The sequence below is a fragment of the Aureisphaera galaxeae genome, assembly GCF_028561275.1.
Taxonomy (GTDB): domain Bacteria; phylum Bacteroidota; class Bacteroidia; order Flavobacteriales; family Flavobacteriaceae; genus Aureisphaera; species Aureisphaera galaxeae.
In genome coordinates this window covers 743,135-758,568 of sequence record NZ_JAQQTF010000002.1, presented here as the reverse complement: position 1 = coordinate 758,568, position 15,434 = coordinate 743,135, and the positions used below count along the sequence as shown (strand labels likewise).

The 15,434-nt window shown below is 42.2% G+C and carries 15 protein-coding genes; 8 read left to right on the top strand and 7 right to left on the bottom strand.

Annotation, left to right across the window (positions count from 1 at the left end; all coding sequences use genetic code 11):
• Positions 1-16: 16 nt before the first annotated feature.
• The 6 genes from POV27_RS03275 to xrtF form a co-directional block, all read right to left on the bottom strand.
• On the bottom strand, positions 17-1,255 hold the full coding sequence (locus POV27_RS03275) for a PepSY-associated TM helix domain-containing protein (RefSeq protein WP_272861297.1): 1,239 nt from the start codon (positions 1,253-1,255) through the stop codon (positions 17-19).
• Between the two features lie 50 nt (positions 1,256-1,305).
• Positions 1,306-3,639: a TonB-dependent receptor gene (locus tag POV27_RS03270; protein WP_272861296.1), complete on the bottom strand. Its 2,334-nt coding sequence runs from the start codon at positions 3,637-3,639 to the stop codon at positions 1,306-1,308.
• A 105-nt stretch (positions 3,640-3,744) separates the two neighbouring features.
• On the bottom strand, positions 3,745-4,080 hold the full coding sequence (locus POV27_RS03265) for a hypothetical protein (RefSeq protein WP_272861295.1): 336 nt from the start codon (positions 4,078-4,080) through the stop codon (positions 3,745-3,747).
• A gap of 48 nt (positions 4,081-4,128) precedes the next feature.
• Positions 4,129-4,668 carry a DUF3347 domain-containing protein gene (locus POV27_RS03260; RefSeq protein ID WP_272861294.1) on the bottom strand — a complete coding sequence of 180 codons (540 nt, stop codon included), beginning with the start codon at positions 4,666-4,668 and terminating at the stop codon, positions 4,129-4,131.
• Positions 4,669-4,702: 34 nt separating this feature from the next.
• The gene (locus POV27_RS03255) at positions 4,703-5,128 is read right to left on the bottom strand and encodes an exosortase F system-associated membrane protein (RefSeq protein WP_272861293.1); all 426 of its coding nucleotides are present in this window, start codon (positions 5,126-5,128) and stop codon (positions 4,703-4,705) included.
• Positions 5,125-5,676, bottom strand: coding sequence for an exosortase family protein XrtF (gene xrtF, locus POV27_RS03250; protein WP_272861292.1), 552 nt, complete (start codon positions 5,674-5,676; stop codon positions 5,125-5,127). The genes POV27_RS03255 and xrtF overlap by 4 nt, the downstream gene beginning before the upstream one ends.
• A 96-nt stretch (positions 5,677-5,772) precedes the next feature.
• Between xrtF and POV27_RS03245 the strand changes: the two genes are divergently transcribed.
• Positions 5,773-6,228 carry a GAF domain-containing protein gene (locus tag POV27_RS03245; RefSeq protein WP_272861291.1) on the top strand — a complete coding sequence of 152 codons (456 nt, stop codon included), beginning with the start codon at positions 5,773-5,775 and terminating at the stop codon, positions 6,226-6,228.
• On the opposite strand, the gene POV27_RS03240 is transcribed toward POV27_RS03245, so the two are convergent.
• Positions 6,229-7,482: an ABC transporter permease gene (locus POV27_RS03240; RefSeq protein ID WP_272861290.1), complete on the bottom strand. Its 1,254-nt coding sequence runs from the start codon at positions 7,480-7,482 to the stop codon at positions 6,229-6,231. It lies immediately after the preceding gene.
• A 143-nt stretch (positions 7,483-7,625) separates the two neighbouring features.
• Here POV27_RS03240 and purH point away from each other — a divergent pair, with 143 nt between their 5' ends.
• The 7 genes from purH to POV27_RS03205 all read left to right on the top strand — a co-directional run bounded on the left by purH (position 7,626) and on the right by POV27_RS03205 (position 15,429).
• Positions 7,626-9,158 carry a bifunctional phosphoribosylaminoimidazolecarboxamide formyltransferase/IMP cyclohydrolase gene (gene purH / locus POV27_RS03235; RefSeq protein WP_272861289.1) on the top strand — a complete coding sequence of 511 codons (1,533 nt, stop codon included), beginning with the start codon at positions 7,626-7,628 and terminating at the stop codon, positions 9,156-9,158.
• A 64-nt stretch (positions 9,159-9,222) separates the two neighbouring features.
• Complete coding sequence (locus POV27_RS03230; protein ID WP_272861288.1) at positions 9,223-10,251, top strand: rod shape-determining protein; 1,029 nt, start codon at positions 9,223-9,225, stop codon at positions 10,249-10,251.
• 13 nt (positions 10,252-10,264) lie between these two features.
• Positions 10,265-11,080 (top strand): rod shape-determining protein MreC, encoded by an 816-nt coding sequence (gene mreC, locus POV27_RS03225; protein WP_272861287.1) that lies wholly within the window; start codon positions 10,265-10,267, stop codon positions 11,078-11,080.
• Positions 11,070-11,579: a rod shape-determining protein MreD gene (locus tag POV27_RS03220; protein WP_272861286.1), complete on the top strand. Its 510-nt coding sequence runs from the start codon at positions 11,070-11,072 to the stop codon at positions 11,577-11,579. Before mreC ends, POV27_RS03220 begins: the two co-directional genes overlap by 11 nt.
• On the top strand, positions 11,576-13,450 hold the full coding sequence (gene mrdA / locus POV27_RS03215; protein WP_272861285.1) for a penicillin-binding protein 2: 1,875 nt from the start codon (positions 11,576-11,578) through the stop codon (positions 13,448-13,450). The genes POV27_RS03220 and mrdA overlap by 4 nt, the downstream gene beginning before the upstream one ends.
• The gene (rodA, locus tag POV27_RS03210; RefSeq protein WP_272861284.1) at positions 13,451-14,710 is read left to right on the top strand and encodes a rod shape-determining protein RodA; all 1,260 of its coding nucleotides are present in this window, start codon (positions 13,451-13,453) and stop codon (positions 14,708-14,710) included. It begins immediately after the preceding gene.
• A 53-nt stretch (positions 14,711-14,763) separates the two neighbouring features.
• Positions 14,764-15,429 (top strand): hypothetical protein, encoded by a 666-nt coding sequence (locus POV27_RS03205; RefSeq protein WP_272861283.1) that lies wholly within the window; start codon positions 14,764-14,766, stop codon positions 15,427-15,429.
• Positions 15,430-15,434 lie beyond the last annotated feature (5 nt).

Genomic DNA, 15,434 nt, shown 5'->3' with positions numbered 1-15,434 from the left:
CCAATTATAGAAAACTTTAACGGAAGGCTCTTCTATTTCGTAAGATTTCCCATGCTAACAGCAATAACAAACTTGCTCCAAACAATGGAAAAACGATCGATAAAAGCACAATAGCTATGACAATACCATACCCTACTTTAAATTGTTTAGGAACTTTGGGCACTCCCCAACTTCCCTTGCGTTTTCTCAGTAAAAAGGAAACCAAAGCAGAACTACTCATAACAAACAAGGCCGTTCCCACAAAGATCATGAGGAACCAGTTCCATCGGCCAAATTCTCCCTGGTGAAATGCCATGAGCCACATTCTTCCCCGCATAAGGGAACCTACTTCTTGCCATGGTACCTCCATTAACTTCTCACCCGTAAATTGATTAAAGTGCACGACCTGCTGCTTACCTAAATCCGGTGTACTATTGGAAACACTGTACACTCCTTGGGGACCTTTCGGAAAACTAATAGTTACCTCCCCTGGAAGTTCCAATGATTTTGTAATTCCAATCATTTCATCCAAAGTAATGGCTTCACCTTCCCCTTCAGAAACAACCCCTCTTCCTTGCCATGTGGCCGGATATCCGGTATTCGTTACTTTCTGTACCCATTTAAAATTCTCCCCAACCACATCGGTCCACGGAAAACCTCCTCCAAGTACCATTAACAATAGAATGGATATCCAGAAACCTGTAATGGAATGCAAGTCTCTGAAAAAAGTTCGCTTTCCTTCTTTGGTACGGGGAACAAAAAAACCTTTGAGCTTCCATCCCCTAGCCGGCCACCAGACATAGATTCCCGTAAGAATAAGTACGATCATCCAACTGGCAATGAGCTCTACAATCTTCGTCCCGAACTTCCCCATGAGCAGTTCCCCATGGAGCTTTCTCACTTTGTACATAAGCCCGTCTTTCGCAGAAATAGCACCCGTAACCTCGCCATTAAAAGGATTTACATACAAGCTATTTTTATGGCTAAACCGGCCGGAGACAAATTGTGTCGCCTGATTTTCCGCTGTGGAAACTACCATTGCGTTGGGCTTCTTTGGCATATTTGCATTGGCAATAGCCCATTGCTCCTGAAAGGAAATAGATTCGCCACTTACTACTACTTCCTTTATATGCTGTTGTCTCGGGGCTTCGTAATCTGCTTTGAACAGATAAATAACGCCTGTTACCGACAAAATAATGATGAAGGGTAGCGAAATAAGTCCTGCAATAAAATGCCATTTCCAAAGCCATTTATTTAATTTTTCGTCTTTCTTCATTGTATAAAAAAATTAAAGACTGGGAGTCATAGACCCCCAGCCTGGCTTTGCTAAAAATGATATTTAATACCCCCGTGGAAAGCCCTTGGATTTCCTATGGTATAGCTGTTTTCTCCTCTAAAACGGCTGTAAGAAGCTCTAGCCGCATACAGCTCGTCTGTAAGGTTCAAGGCATGCCCCCAAATCTCGATATTCTTGAAACGATAGGAAATTCGGAAGTTGAACACATTGTGCCCGTCATAGGTAGCTGTGCCCGTGGTCCCATCTTCATTTTCTACCTGTCCTTCGAAACTAGTGTTGTACTCGCCTACCAATTCGTGCTCTGCACTTATGGTTAAGTTTTCTAATGGCTTGTAGGTAAGGATCGAAGTTCCTAAAAGATTCGGAGCCGTTTCCCTATCCGTATCGCTGTAATCTACACCTCTATCGAAGAAAGTGATGTATTCATGCTTCGCATAACTTCCATTATGCGCCAACGTAATGTTCTTCATGGGCGAATAGCTTATGCCGTATTCAATTCCGTACGAACGCGTCTCACCCGCATTGGCATTAAAGAATTCATCATTCTCATCACGTAAGGTGACAAGCGTATTCTTACCATCCAACATATAAATGGCTGCATCGATCGTTACTTTATCGGCGATATTGAAATACCCACCAACTTCATAATTGTCATATTCACTTGGTTTAAGATCGAATACTTCTCCACCTACGCCAACAAAGCTATTTCGGAACAATGTAGAAGTCTGTGGAGGTGTAAATCCTTGCGAATAATTGGCATAAACCCCTGCCTTTCGGGAGAAGTTATAGTTCAATCCCAATTTTGGAGCAAGGTTATCATACTCCGTTTTGGTATCGGCAGCACCTGCCAAACCATCGATTCGGTTGTCGTAATCGTAGGTAAAACGGTCGTAACGCATGGCAGCGGTTACCTTCAAATCTTCCATAGGGGAAATTTCATACTGAAAGTACCCGGCATAATTGAATATATCGGCTTCATAATTCAAAATATACCCATCCTGGATGCTGAAATCCACGTTCTGACCTGTTTCCGTATCCACGGTCACACTCGTGGGGCTAGACACATAATCCTGAGGTGAAAAATCGGCAGAAGCTCCCAACACCAAAGAAGAATTCATGAAATTGAAATCGGCTTTGTGTTGTACCAAAGCCAACACACTATTGAACTCATTAGAATTTACCTCCCCAGAACCGAATCCAGTAAGTTGCCCCATATCGCGGAATTGACGAATACGGTACGATGGATTCTGATCCATTTTGTTGTTTCTGAAAACGGCATTGAATGTGGTTTTGTTCTTGTCATTCCAACGCGTTTCCAACGTACTTCGCAATCTGAAGGCCAATGCATCCCTTTCGGTAAAGGTCTGATCGCTTTCAAAATTCCCTCCGGTGTAATCATCTTCACTCAAAGAACCTGTCATGTCCGATCGGTAATCGATCAAATCGAACGTATTGGTCCATCTTGTCTTATTGCTGATATCGTATACCGTTTTGAAGGTTATCGCAGTTTTTTCATAGTCACTGTGCTGAATTAGACCATCCTCTCTTTGGGCATAATGCGCTCCAAAGTAAATTCCAAACTTGTCACTTACGTACTGTGAAAATTCTGCTTCATATCTTGTAAATCCAAGATCGTTGATTTGAAAACCTACGCCACCGGTTAACTCACGCGATGGATTCTTGGTAATAACATTGATACTTCCTCCAATGGCTTCACTTCCATAAATACTGGAAGCGGGTCCCTTAAGCACTTCTATTCTTTGAAACGCTGTGTTGTTCATTTCCAATAGCGCATTGTGGTTAAACACCGCTGTAGGACGAATCGGAATCCCGTCTTCTACATACAAGAATAAGGACTTGGTCGAAATGGGTGAACGCATCGCCATAAAGTGCTGTTCGTTACTCGCAGCTCTGGAAGTGGACATAAAAACCCCAGGCACTTGGTTTACCAATTGTTCGATGCCAAAAGCTTTGGTATCGTCGATGGTCTGAGCATTTAAAACAGAAATAGCTCCCGGAACTTCGCTTCGCTTTTGCTGCTCGCGATTGGCCGAAACTACTACCTGCTCCAATGATTCGGAACTTTCCTTAAGGAAGATGATATTCTCACCAGTTCCCAGAGTGATTTCTTGCGTTTTATATCCTAAATAACTTACGATAACCGTCGAGTTATTCTGTAAGTTTATTGTGAATTCTCCATTGAAACCCGTCTGCACACCATTGGAGGTGTCTTCGGCTGCCACTACTGTGGCACCAACTAGGGGTTCATTGTTACGGGTCTGTACTTTTCCTTTGTATTCATTTTGCGCAAAGGACGCAATGGTTGCTAGCATGAATACCAGCAAAGCTAATGATTTGGTCATGATTGTTTTTTCTAAAATTAAAAATGAGAATACAGAGACACCCCACGCGTGGACTCATAAACTTCTCACACATGAGATACTCATTAGATATCGGAAAATATGGAACTAGGAAACTTTTGGCGGGGGGCCCCAAATTGGAATCGACAAAGAAGTATATAGATCGAGTTCCTTCCAATTATTTTCCCTGTATAGAAAAAAGATATGTTTTATTTGAATGGGACTAGCCTTTTCAAAATACTGCGGAAAAAAGGCTTCAATAATGGCGAGTTGGGCTGTTTCTTCTTTCTGATTGTCATCGGCTTTTTCCAACTGTTTGCTCAAGAAACACTTCCCGTTACACTGAAGCTCGGGGGCTTCCTTGTTGATACAATAGGTTTCGATGATATAATCAATATTCAATTGATAGTACAGTATATGCCCCACATTGAATGCGGGCCGCATCGCGAATACGAAGAATAAGGATATGGCTAGCGCCTTTTTCAGTATATATTATTTAAGGGTGGAATCCACTCTTCCACATTTCAGCATGATATCGCCAAAATACGGATTACGGATTTCCTTGGTGTTACTCAACCAATACCCTCCGGTGTTGTTAAACGCCATTGGGCAGTATTGTTTATAAATCGCTCCGGAGGTCAAAGCCCCTTCCAGCATTCCTTCTATGTGGGCCGAAACATCGGAAAAAGAGGTGCGTTGTACTTTTACATCTTCACTTTCTGCAATCGCTTGTGCGGCTTTGAAAACCTCATCCTCTACTCCCATATTAGAATATGCCGTTAATAATTCAGATGCTTTTTGCTGGGCACTCGCAGCATCGGTATTCACCAAAGCAGTTTTCAGTGCATTATACGCGTTGTATACATCGGCCACTTTTGGGTCGTTAAACTCTGCTTCTAACGGAGCGGAGGCATAGGGTTCTTTTGTTTTTTCTACTTCAACGGTTTCTACTTCTGGGGAGGTCTTGTCGTTTTTACAGGAAATCATTGCTGCGATTACTACGAGCAATGACACAATCGCTTTTACTTTCATGAAAGTGGATTTTAAGAAGCACAAAGATAAGTCCCTAAAGGTTTTTCTGAAAGTAAAATGCAGGAATTAATAGCAATACAAACACAGGTTGAATGAGGAAACGCCTTATGTAGAAGAGCGCCATATGCCCGCCGGCCTGATCGGACCCCAAAAGGATCCAAAAGAAAATCATGAGCAATACAAATACACATGCATACAACAAGGCAGAAACTTTAATGACATCGGACCTTTTGAAGATGACCCAAAGAATGAGCAACGAAATAGCTGTATTCATGAGAAAACGAAGCGAGGTATTTCCCAAAAGCTTGATGATGTCCATTTCCGGCAATACATCTGTGCTATGGGTAGTTTCAAAAAATACAATGAGTGGGTCGTAAAAAAGGTCGGATGCATAGGCACGTATGAGGACCAAGAGTCCAAATAAAAGAACAACGACAGTCCATTGCACCCATTTCTTCATGCTTTCTTCGGATTTTTCTGTTTCAATCCACGTACCCAAATCATCCACAACAAGAACACCATACCGTAAATAATTCCCGGGAATACCACTGTATGAAGCACCTTGTCATATTCGGGATATTTGTAAAGGGCAATGGCCAAAATGGCAATACGAACGATATTGATTCCGTAAATAAGCACCGTTCCCCCTAGAATAAATAATAGCGTCTTTTTCCATTTATGGGCGAAGGCCACAATGAAGGCAATGAAAAGTATAATGATGCTCACCGCATTGCACCCTTCAATGATTTTCGCCAAATAGGTATCATTAACGAATAACTTCATCATGGGTTGGTCTGCTGCTGGTGTTACGTTTGCTTCATACCCCAATCCGTTGAGTACATCACTACTCTGTTTGGCCACCAAATGGGTAATAAAATCGGGAGGATATTCGCCTCCTTTAGCACTTTGGAGGTACCAAGAATATAAAAACGTAAGTACGAGATAGGTTCCCAAAAAGAGAACGACAAACCGAATGACCGATTTATATCTATGGAAAATGTCTTTCACAATGCTATATTGGACTAGGACCTTTCACAAAAATATAGAAATAGATCTTGGGAGATAAAACGTTTTTAAAATACCTTTACCAAAAAATTGATTTCAGTGATTTTTGAAGACCTTAAACCCTCAGTAACCGCTATACTCTCGGCCCCAGAAACATCGGTAAACGATAAACTTACAGGAGTTTGCGAAATACTACAATCCTCACTTCCTGCCTATGATTGGGTAGGGTTTTATTTTGCCAATGAAGCAGAAAGAACGCTTCATTTAAAGGCTTTTGCCGGGGAGCCTACCGACCATACCGTCATTCCTTTCGGAAAGGGTATTTGCGGACAGGTAGCCGAAAGTAATGCCAACTTTGTGGTGCCCGACGTGAAAGCCCAAGATAATTATATCGCTTGTAGTATTTACGTGAAAGCCGAAATCGTGATTCCTCTTTTTAAAGACGGAAAAAACATTGGGCAGATCGACATTGACTCTCATACTCCCGATCCTTTCACAAAAGCCGACGAGCATTTCCTGGAGTGGGTAAACGAAAAGGTAGCAGAGATCCTGTAATTAGATACCGGTTCTAATAGCATCTACTGGATTGAGCCTAGAAGCCGAAAAGGCGGGCACAATTCCAGAAATAAGTCCTATTGCGGCCGAAATAGCCGTTCCCAGCAAGAGATTCCAAACAGAAAGGACAAATTCGAAATCCCCCGTAAAGGCGGAAGCGATTAAAGAAGCAATAAAAACCAATAGCAATCCTACGAGCCCACCAATGATGGCCAGAATCATCGCTTCGAACAAAAATTGAAGCAGAATAAACTTGTTCTTGGCGCCCAAGGACTTTTGGATTCCGATGAGGTTGGTACGTTCCTTTACGCTCACAAACATGATGTTTGCGATCCCAAAGCCTCCAACGAGCAAGGAGAATAGGCTAATTACACCTCCAATCTTATTCATGGTGCCTGTCATATTGTTTATGGCATCGGTAAAGCCTTGCAGCTGATTCACAAAAAAATTGTCGATTTCTTCAGGTTTCAATCCTCTAAAAACGCGCATCCTTTGGGTTAACATAGCAACAAACTCATCATTATCCACCCCCTTTTTGGGTTTGATGATGATAAATGGAAAAAGGTTTTGGTTATTGGTACCATACAGTTTGCGCACAATATTTACGGGTAGGAAGGCCGCATCATCCTTGGAGTCTCCCAGGGCAAATCCAACTTTCTGCAAAACCCCGATCACGGTGAACTTTTTTCCATAGAGTCGTATTTTCTTCCCAATGGCCATTTGTGGGGAAGAGAATAGCGAATTGGCAATTTCATTTCCAAGAACAATAACCCCAACTCCATTGTTGGATTCCAATTCATTGAAAAACCGGCCTTCTTCAATTTTCAGATCTTCAATGTCGTAATACTCATGGGTGATGGCCCCGATCACCACATTTTCGACCGTCTTGTCTTCAAACTTCAGGGTTTCATTGGGCACATTCAACGTATAGGAAATGGCTTTAATGTCTGGCATATTCCGTTTTAGGAACTGATATTCTTCATAGTTGGCCGTAGGAAACTGCTCCCATTTCCATTGCGGAACCTTGGTGGGACCAAAAGAAAAATGCCCCAAATAAATGGTGCTGTTGTCCAAACCACTAATGGTTCCTTCAATCTCTTTTTTTAATGAATCTACTGCTGCGAGCACAGCGATGATGGAAAAAATCCCGATGGTCACACCAAGCAGGGAAAGAAAGGTACGTAACTTATTGTTTATAAGCGCACTAATAGCAAAATTGAAGCTTTCCTTCAGTACCCGTAAATAAATGACCATGCGTCCAAGATTTGGATTTTACGAACTGATTCCCACAAATCCTCTTTTTAAATTGAAAATAAGACGTTTTGCTAGCTCATAAGTTACAAAATTAGGTCTCAATTATGTACTTTTGCAACTTTAAATCTAGCAACAAACTTTCAATGGCAGACTCTAAGAAAATCGCTTCGGCACTTATCTCGGTATTTCACAAAGACGGATTGGCCCCTATCGTCCAAAAACTGGATGCATTGGGCGTTACTATTTACTCTACGGGAGGAACGGAAAAGTTCATCAACGACCTAGGAATCAATGTGGTTCCCGTTGAAAGTGTGACAGATTATCCTTCTATTTTAGGAGGTCGTGTAAAAACCCTTCACCCAAAAGTTTTTGGTGGAATTTTGAACCGACAGGATAACGAAAGCGATGTTGCCCAAATGGAAGAATACAACATTCCACAATTGGATTTGGTAATTGTAGATTTATACCCTTTCGAAAAAACCGTTGCTTCGGGTGCTTCTGAACAAGATATCATTGAAAAAATCGATATCGGCGGAATTTCATTGATCCGTGCTGCTGCCAAGAACTTCAAGGATACCCTTTGTGTTTCCTCCATGCAAGATTATGCGGAAGTACTTGAGATCATTTCTGAAGGGAATGGGACCACTACCCTAGCACAGCGAAAGCGTTTCGCGGCTAAATCCTTCAACGTGTCTTCCCATTATGACACAGCCATTTTCAACTATTTTAATGCCGATCATGAAATTGCTAGTTTAAAGATAAGCGAGACGCAAGGAAAAGTACTTCGGTATGGAGAGAATCCACACCAAAAAGGATTTTTCTTCGGTGATTTCGATGCCATGTTCGATAAGCTACATGGAAAGGAATTGAGCTACAACAACCTGCTTGATGTGGACGCTGCCGTAAACCTAATGAATGAGTTTACGGGTGAAGCTCCAACCTTTGCCATTTTAAAGCACAATAACGCCTGTGGTTTAGCCCAACGAGGAACTGTATTGGAAGCTTACAAAGATGCCTTAGCGGGTGATCCCGTTTCAGCCTTTGGAGGTATTTTGATTTCGAACACAGAAATCGATGCTGCCACGGCCGAAGAAATCCACAAGCTCTTTTGTGAAGTGGTCATTGCCCCTTCCTTTACCGAAGAGGCTTTGGAAATCCTGAAAGGGAAGAAAAATAGAATCCTACTTATTCAAAAATTATACAACCTCCCCCAAACCATTACCCGTAGTTGTTTGAACGGTGCTTTGGTGCAAGATCGTGACAACGTGACCGATGCCGAGGATATGATTAATCCCGTGACCAACAACCAACCTTCGGAAAGCGAATTGGAAGACTTGTTATTTGCCTCAAAAATCTGCAAGCATACCAAATCGAATACCATTGTATTGGCCAAAGGAAAGCAACTTTGTGCGAGTGGAACCGGACAGACCTCTCGCGTAGATGCTTTGCGCCAAGCCATTGAAAAAGCGAAGTCTTTCGAATTCGATTTACAAGGAGCGGTAATGGCCAGCGATGCCTTCTTCCCATTCCCCGATTGCGTGGAGATCGCAGACAAAGCCGGAGTCACTGCGGTGATTCAACCGGGAGGGTCCATAAAAGACGAATTGAGCATTAATTATTGCAATGAAAATGGCCTCTCCATGGTATTTACTGGGGTTCGGCATTTTAAGCACTAAATTTTGTTACATTTGTAGGATTAGCGAACCATGAACTCTATAAATTACATCTTATCTACCACTTATGGGATTTTTTGATTTCCTAACTGAAGAAATAGCTATTGACCTTGGAACCGCAAATACATTGATCATTCACAATGACAAAGTAGTTGTTGATGCCCCTTCCATTGTAGCTAGAGACCGTACTACAGGTAAAATCATTGCTGTAGGACGCGAAGCCGCCCGCATGCAGGGAAAAACACATGAAAACATCAAAACCATCCGTCCGCTTAAGGATGGGGTTATTGCCGACTTCGATGCGAGCGAGAAAATGATCAATATGTTCATTAAGGACATTCCCGCATTAAAGAAAAAACTATTGACACCTTCCCTGCGAATGGTTATTTGTATCCCCAGTGGTATTACCGAAGTGGAGATGCGAGCCGTAAAGGAAAGTGCCGAGCGTGTAAATGGAAAGGAAGTCTATCTTATCCATGAGCCTATGGCGGCTGCCATTGGTATTGGTGTGGATATCATGCAACCTAAAGGAAATATGGTTGTAGATATCGGTGGAGGTACTACCGAAATCGCTGTAATTGCTTTGGGAGGAATCGTTTGCGACAAGTCCGTAAAGATTGCAGGAGATGTATTCACCAATGATATTATCTACTATATGCGTACCCAACACAACCTATACATTGGGGAACGCACCGCAGAAAAGATTAAAATCCAAATAGGAGCTGCTACCGAAGATTTAGAATTACCACCGGACGAAATGGCCGTGCAGGGCCGTGATCTTCTTACGGGGAAACCAAAGCAGATCCAGACATCGTATCGAGAGATTGCCAAAGCGCTGGACAAATCGATCCTTCGTATCGAGGATTCTGTGATGGAAACCCTATCACAGACGCCACCAGAATTGGCTGCCGATATTTACAATACCGGAATTTATCTAGCAGGGGGAGGATCTATGTTGAGAGGCTTGGATAAGCGTTTGTCGCAAAAGACCGATTTACCTGTATACATCGCCGAAGATCCATTGCGCGCGGTAGTACGGGGAACAGGAATTTGTTTAAAGAACCTCAACAAGTACAAAAGTGTTTTGATTAAATAACAAATAGAGGCTCATGCAACAGATCATATTCTTTTTTCTTCGGAATAAAAACTTCCTGTTGTTCCTGCTCCTCTTCGTTATTTCCTTTACACTAACGATCAATTCCCATTCCTATCACAAAAACAAATTTGTGACCTCCGCAAACTTCCTTTCGGGAGGTGTTTATTCTATGAAAAGTAGCGTCACCAACTACTTTGATCTGGAAGAACAGAATAAAATCCTTACCGAAGAGAACGAAAGGCTAAGAGCTATTCTTGCTAATAGAGAAGTAGAAACACCGCTAGAAAGCCCCATAGACACGAATTACAACTTCATTAGTGCTAAGGTAATCAACAACAACTATGCACGTACCAAGAACTATTTAACCCTTAACAAGGGGATTCGGGATAGCCTAAAGGTGGATATGGGCGTGATCTCTTCGCAAGGTGTGGTTGGGATCATTAATGCGGTCTCCAATAAATATGCTTCTGTGCAATCGGTATTGAATACGAATAGCCAAGTAGTAGCCAAGTTTAAAAAATCGGATCAATTTGGCACCCTAAAATGGGATGCCGAAAAAGCGAATATCGTTCAGCTTATTGAAATCCCGAGATTGGCGGACGTTGCGGTAGGCGATACTATTGTGACCGATGGAAAATCCACCATTTTTCCCGAAGGTATTCTTATCGGTACGGTAGCCGATTTCGAAAGGAAACCGGATCAGGATTATTACGACATCAATGTGCAATTATTCTCCGACATGACGCGTGTAAAACACGTTTATGTCATTTCGCATCGGGATGCGGTCGAAATTAAGCAATTGGAAAAGGAAGTAGAAGATGCAGAATAATGCCATTGTTGTTAATATAGTTAGGTTCATCACCTTGGTGCTGGTTCAGGTACTTATTCTGAACCACATCAATTTGGCAGGATATATTAACCCCTATTTGTATCCGCTTTTCATATTGGTATTCCCATTAACCGGAAACAAGAGTTTGCTCATTCTTATAAGCTTCTTTTTGGGATTGACCATCGATATGTTTGGAGATTCCGGCGGAGTGCACGCCGCGGCCTGTATTTTCATAGCTTGGATACGACCTGTAGCCCTAAAGTATTCTTTTGGCGTAAGTTACCAATTGAACACCCTGAAGATTAGCACGGCTCCATTTACACAGCAACTCATCTATATTTTTGCGATGGTGCTTTTGCATCATTTAATGCTGTTTTCCATGGAAATTTTTAACGTTAATCAAATACTTTTGGTTTTAAAATCGACGTTATTTTCAGGTATATTCAGTGCTATATTAATGGTGTTTTCCATTTTATTGTTCAGTAGAAAAAGCTCGTGAGAAAATTTTTACTCCTATTCGTTGTCCTTATTACCGGTGCGATCTTCGCGGGGCGGCTTTTCTATCTTCAGATTTACGATGATTCCTTTCAGCGATTGTCCGAAAACAACGCCGTAAAGATTATTTACGACTACCCACAACGGGGGTATATTTTCGATCGCAATGGAATTTTATTGGTTTCCAATCAGCCATCTTATGACGTAATGGTCATTCCCAAGGATGTGAAGCCCTTGGATACGTTGGAATTTTGCCAACTACTAAAAATTGAAAAGGAAGACTTTATCTCCATTATGGAAAAGGCCAAGGTCTATTCCCCCCGATTGCCTTCTGTAGTTATTCCACAGCTCACCAAAACAGAGTACGCTTCCCTCTCGGAAAAAATGTACAAATACGATGGCTTTTATATTCAGAAACGCTCACTACGTGATTATCAGGTAAATCACTCGGCCAATGTACTAGGGAATATTTCGGAAGTAAACGAGCGTATTATAAAGAGAAACCCTTACTACCAAATGGGCGAATTGATCGGTGTTGGAGGTGTAGAACAGCAATACGAAACTTTTTTGCGAGGTCACAAGGGAGTAAAGTACATTCAGAAAGATAAATTCAACCGTGATATCGGCCCTTACAAGGATAAGAAGTTCGACACACTGCCAGTTCGTGGTAAGGACGTCACGTTAACCATCGATGCGGTATTGCAGCAGTATGGCGAGGAATTGATGGTGAACAAAAGAGGCGGTATTGTAGCGTTAGAACCTTCCTCCGGTGAAATATTGGCTTTGGTGGCGGCACCCAACTTTGACCCTGCATTATTGGTAGGACGGGAACGCTCCAAAAACTTCACCAAATTGTATTACGACACCATCGCCAAGCCCCTATTCGATCGCGTATTGCAAGGGGAATATCCTCCTGGATCACCTTTTAAGGCACTTACCTCATTGATCGGATTGCAAGAAGGTGTTATCGATTTAAAAGAAAGAATTTCCTGTTATGGCGGCTATAATTACGGTGGAAAGAAACCGCTAGGATGCCATGGCCATAGGAGCCCGTTGGCTATGATAGACGGTATTGCCAATTCCTGTAATAGTTATTTTGCTACAGTATATCGCAGAACGATCGACAAATATCCGACCCCGCAGGAAGGGATCGATAATTGGAGAAACCATCTGGCCAGCTTTGGCTTGGGTAATTATCTGGGATACGATCTTCCCGTTGGGAAAAAGGGATTGATCCCAACTTCGGATTATTACAATCGATATTATCAGTATCCCAAATACAAATGGTATACGCCTGCCACCATTTCCAACTCCATTGGGCAGGGTGAAGTCTTAATGACCCCCATACAAATGGCCAATTTTACCGCAGCTATTGCCAATCGAGGTCATTATTATCGCCCACATATCATAAAGAAGGTTGGAGGGCTGGATACGATTCCAAGAGAGTATCGTGTTAAACATGAAACCACCATTAATAAGGAACATTTTGGCCCCGTGATAGACGGTCTTTTTGGGGTATATGAAGATCCCCATGGAACGGCTTACCGCGCTCGGGTTCCGGGTATAGAAATATGCGGAAAAACGGGAACAGCCGAAAATTATACCAAAATCGATGGAGAGCGGGTCCAGCTTACGGACCATTCGGTCTTTATCGCCTTTGCTCCCAAAGACGACCCGAAAATTGCCATTACCGTTTTTGTTGAAAATGGGTATTGGGGAAGTCGATGGGCGGCACCCATTGCCAGTTTAATGATCGAAAAATATTTGAAAGGAGAGATTTCCCGCACCGATATGGAAACCAAGGTCCTTAATGGAAGCTTGGAAGAAGAATACGCGAAACCTCATAGCGGAGAACCTTTCACCATTAACCAATAAATGAATACCACTACCCGCTACGTAAAATTCGATTGGTTCACCATTTTACTCTATGTATTATTGGTAGGATTTGGATGGATTAATATCTACTCCGCTTCTTTGGACGATTCGGCTGTGGGCTTTTTCGATTTTACGCAAGTATATGCCAAACAACTGCTATGGATCGGACTTAGTATTATCATCATCACTTTCGTGCTGGCCATTGACTCCAAGTTCTATGAGCGCTTTTCCAGTATCATTTACTTGGCCTCTATATTGTCGCTTTTGGGCCTTTTTGTGTTGGGAAAGAACATTAATGGCGCTACTTCTTGGTATGCTTTTGGCAGCATGAGCCTTCAACCCAGTGAATTTGCTAAAGCAGCAACGGCTCTCGCCTTGGGTAAATACATAAGCGACATACAAACCAATATGAAGGAATTTGGGCACCAAATACGTGCCTTCCTAATCATAGCAATCCCCGCTTTGATCATCATACCTCAACCTGACCCGGGAAGTGCTTTGGTGTATGCAGCTTTTATTTTCCCGATGTACCGCGAAGGATTGCATTTCGTTTTCCTACTATTTGGATTTTTCGCGGCGGCTCTTTTTGTAGGTACATTATTATTGGGTGTCCCAGGAATGGCCATCGCCATTGTTCTCACTGCGCTACTCATTTATTTTTACAAACGGCGTAAGAAGAAAACGCGGTGGATCCCCTACGCTATTGTTGTCGCTACTTGTATTGGGTTTACGTTATCGGTGAATTATGTCTTCAACAATGTGTTTGAACAGCGCCATAGAGACCGTTTCAATATCGTATTAGGGAAAGAAGCGGATACCAAAGGGATTGGTTATAATACCAATCAGAGTGAAATTGCCATTGGTAGCGGAGGCTGGACCGGAAAAGGTTGGACACAGGGAACACAGACAAAGGGGAACTTTGTTCCAGAGCAACAAACGGATTATATATTCACCACCGTAGGAGAAGAATGGGGGTTTGTGGGTGCCATGGTCGTCGTTCTTTTGTTTGTCTTCCTTATTGTACGTCTTATTATCCTTGCCGAACGGCAGAAATCGCAATTCAGTCGTGTGTATGGCTATAGTGTAGCTTCTATAATCTTCATACACTTTGCGGTTAATATTGGTATGGTTACGGGATTACTGCCTACAGTAGGAATTCCATTGCCTTTCTTTAGTTATGGAGGATCCGGTTTATGGGGCTTCACCATTTTGCTGTTCATTTTTGTGCGATTGGATGGCTCCAATTACTACTATACCTAGGGTATAGTAAAATAAAGTGGCTTGCAGAAGAGTTATAAAATAAAAACCACCTCATGCAAGCTTACCCCAAATTCCTCCTTCTGGTTGTCACCTTGTTATTTCCTTATTTGTCCATTGCCCAAAAGCAAAATACGCATAGAGCCTTTACGGTGTATAGAAGTTATCTAGACACGGTCGAAGACTATTTAGAAGGAAGGGATGAAGATGATTACGATTTTGAAGGTTTTCAGGAAAAGATAAAAGCATTGGAAAAAGTGACAGGAATTCGGTCTAACGACGATGGGTCCTGTTTTACGGGGTTCATGAGACAACCTGTTTCGTACAATCTGGAGGATTGGAAGCAATGGTTGGAATTGAACAAAGAGTTACTCATTTTAGATGAAGAAAATGAAACCCTAAAAACCACAAGCAACCCAGAACCCATTAAAAGAGACCCTGACAAGTACTTTCTCACCCTTGTAAATGAATTGGAAGAAATGTTATTGGACGACGTGGTTATTTGGGATAAGTCCTTGCATATCATTGGCGTTCTAGATCCCATTACGGATTATAGGGACACACACCACTCATTGCAATGTTCCTGCGATGAATCTGATGAAACATACCCTTATGGAACATTACACCATGTAACCATTTTAAAAGAGTGGTATGCCAAAAATTCCCATCGGCTCTATTGGGATTTGGAGAGTCAATCTTTGAAAGCAACTCCCGAAATGTAGCTCAT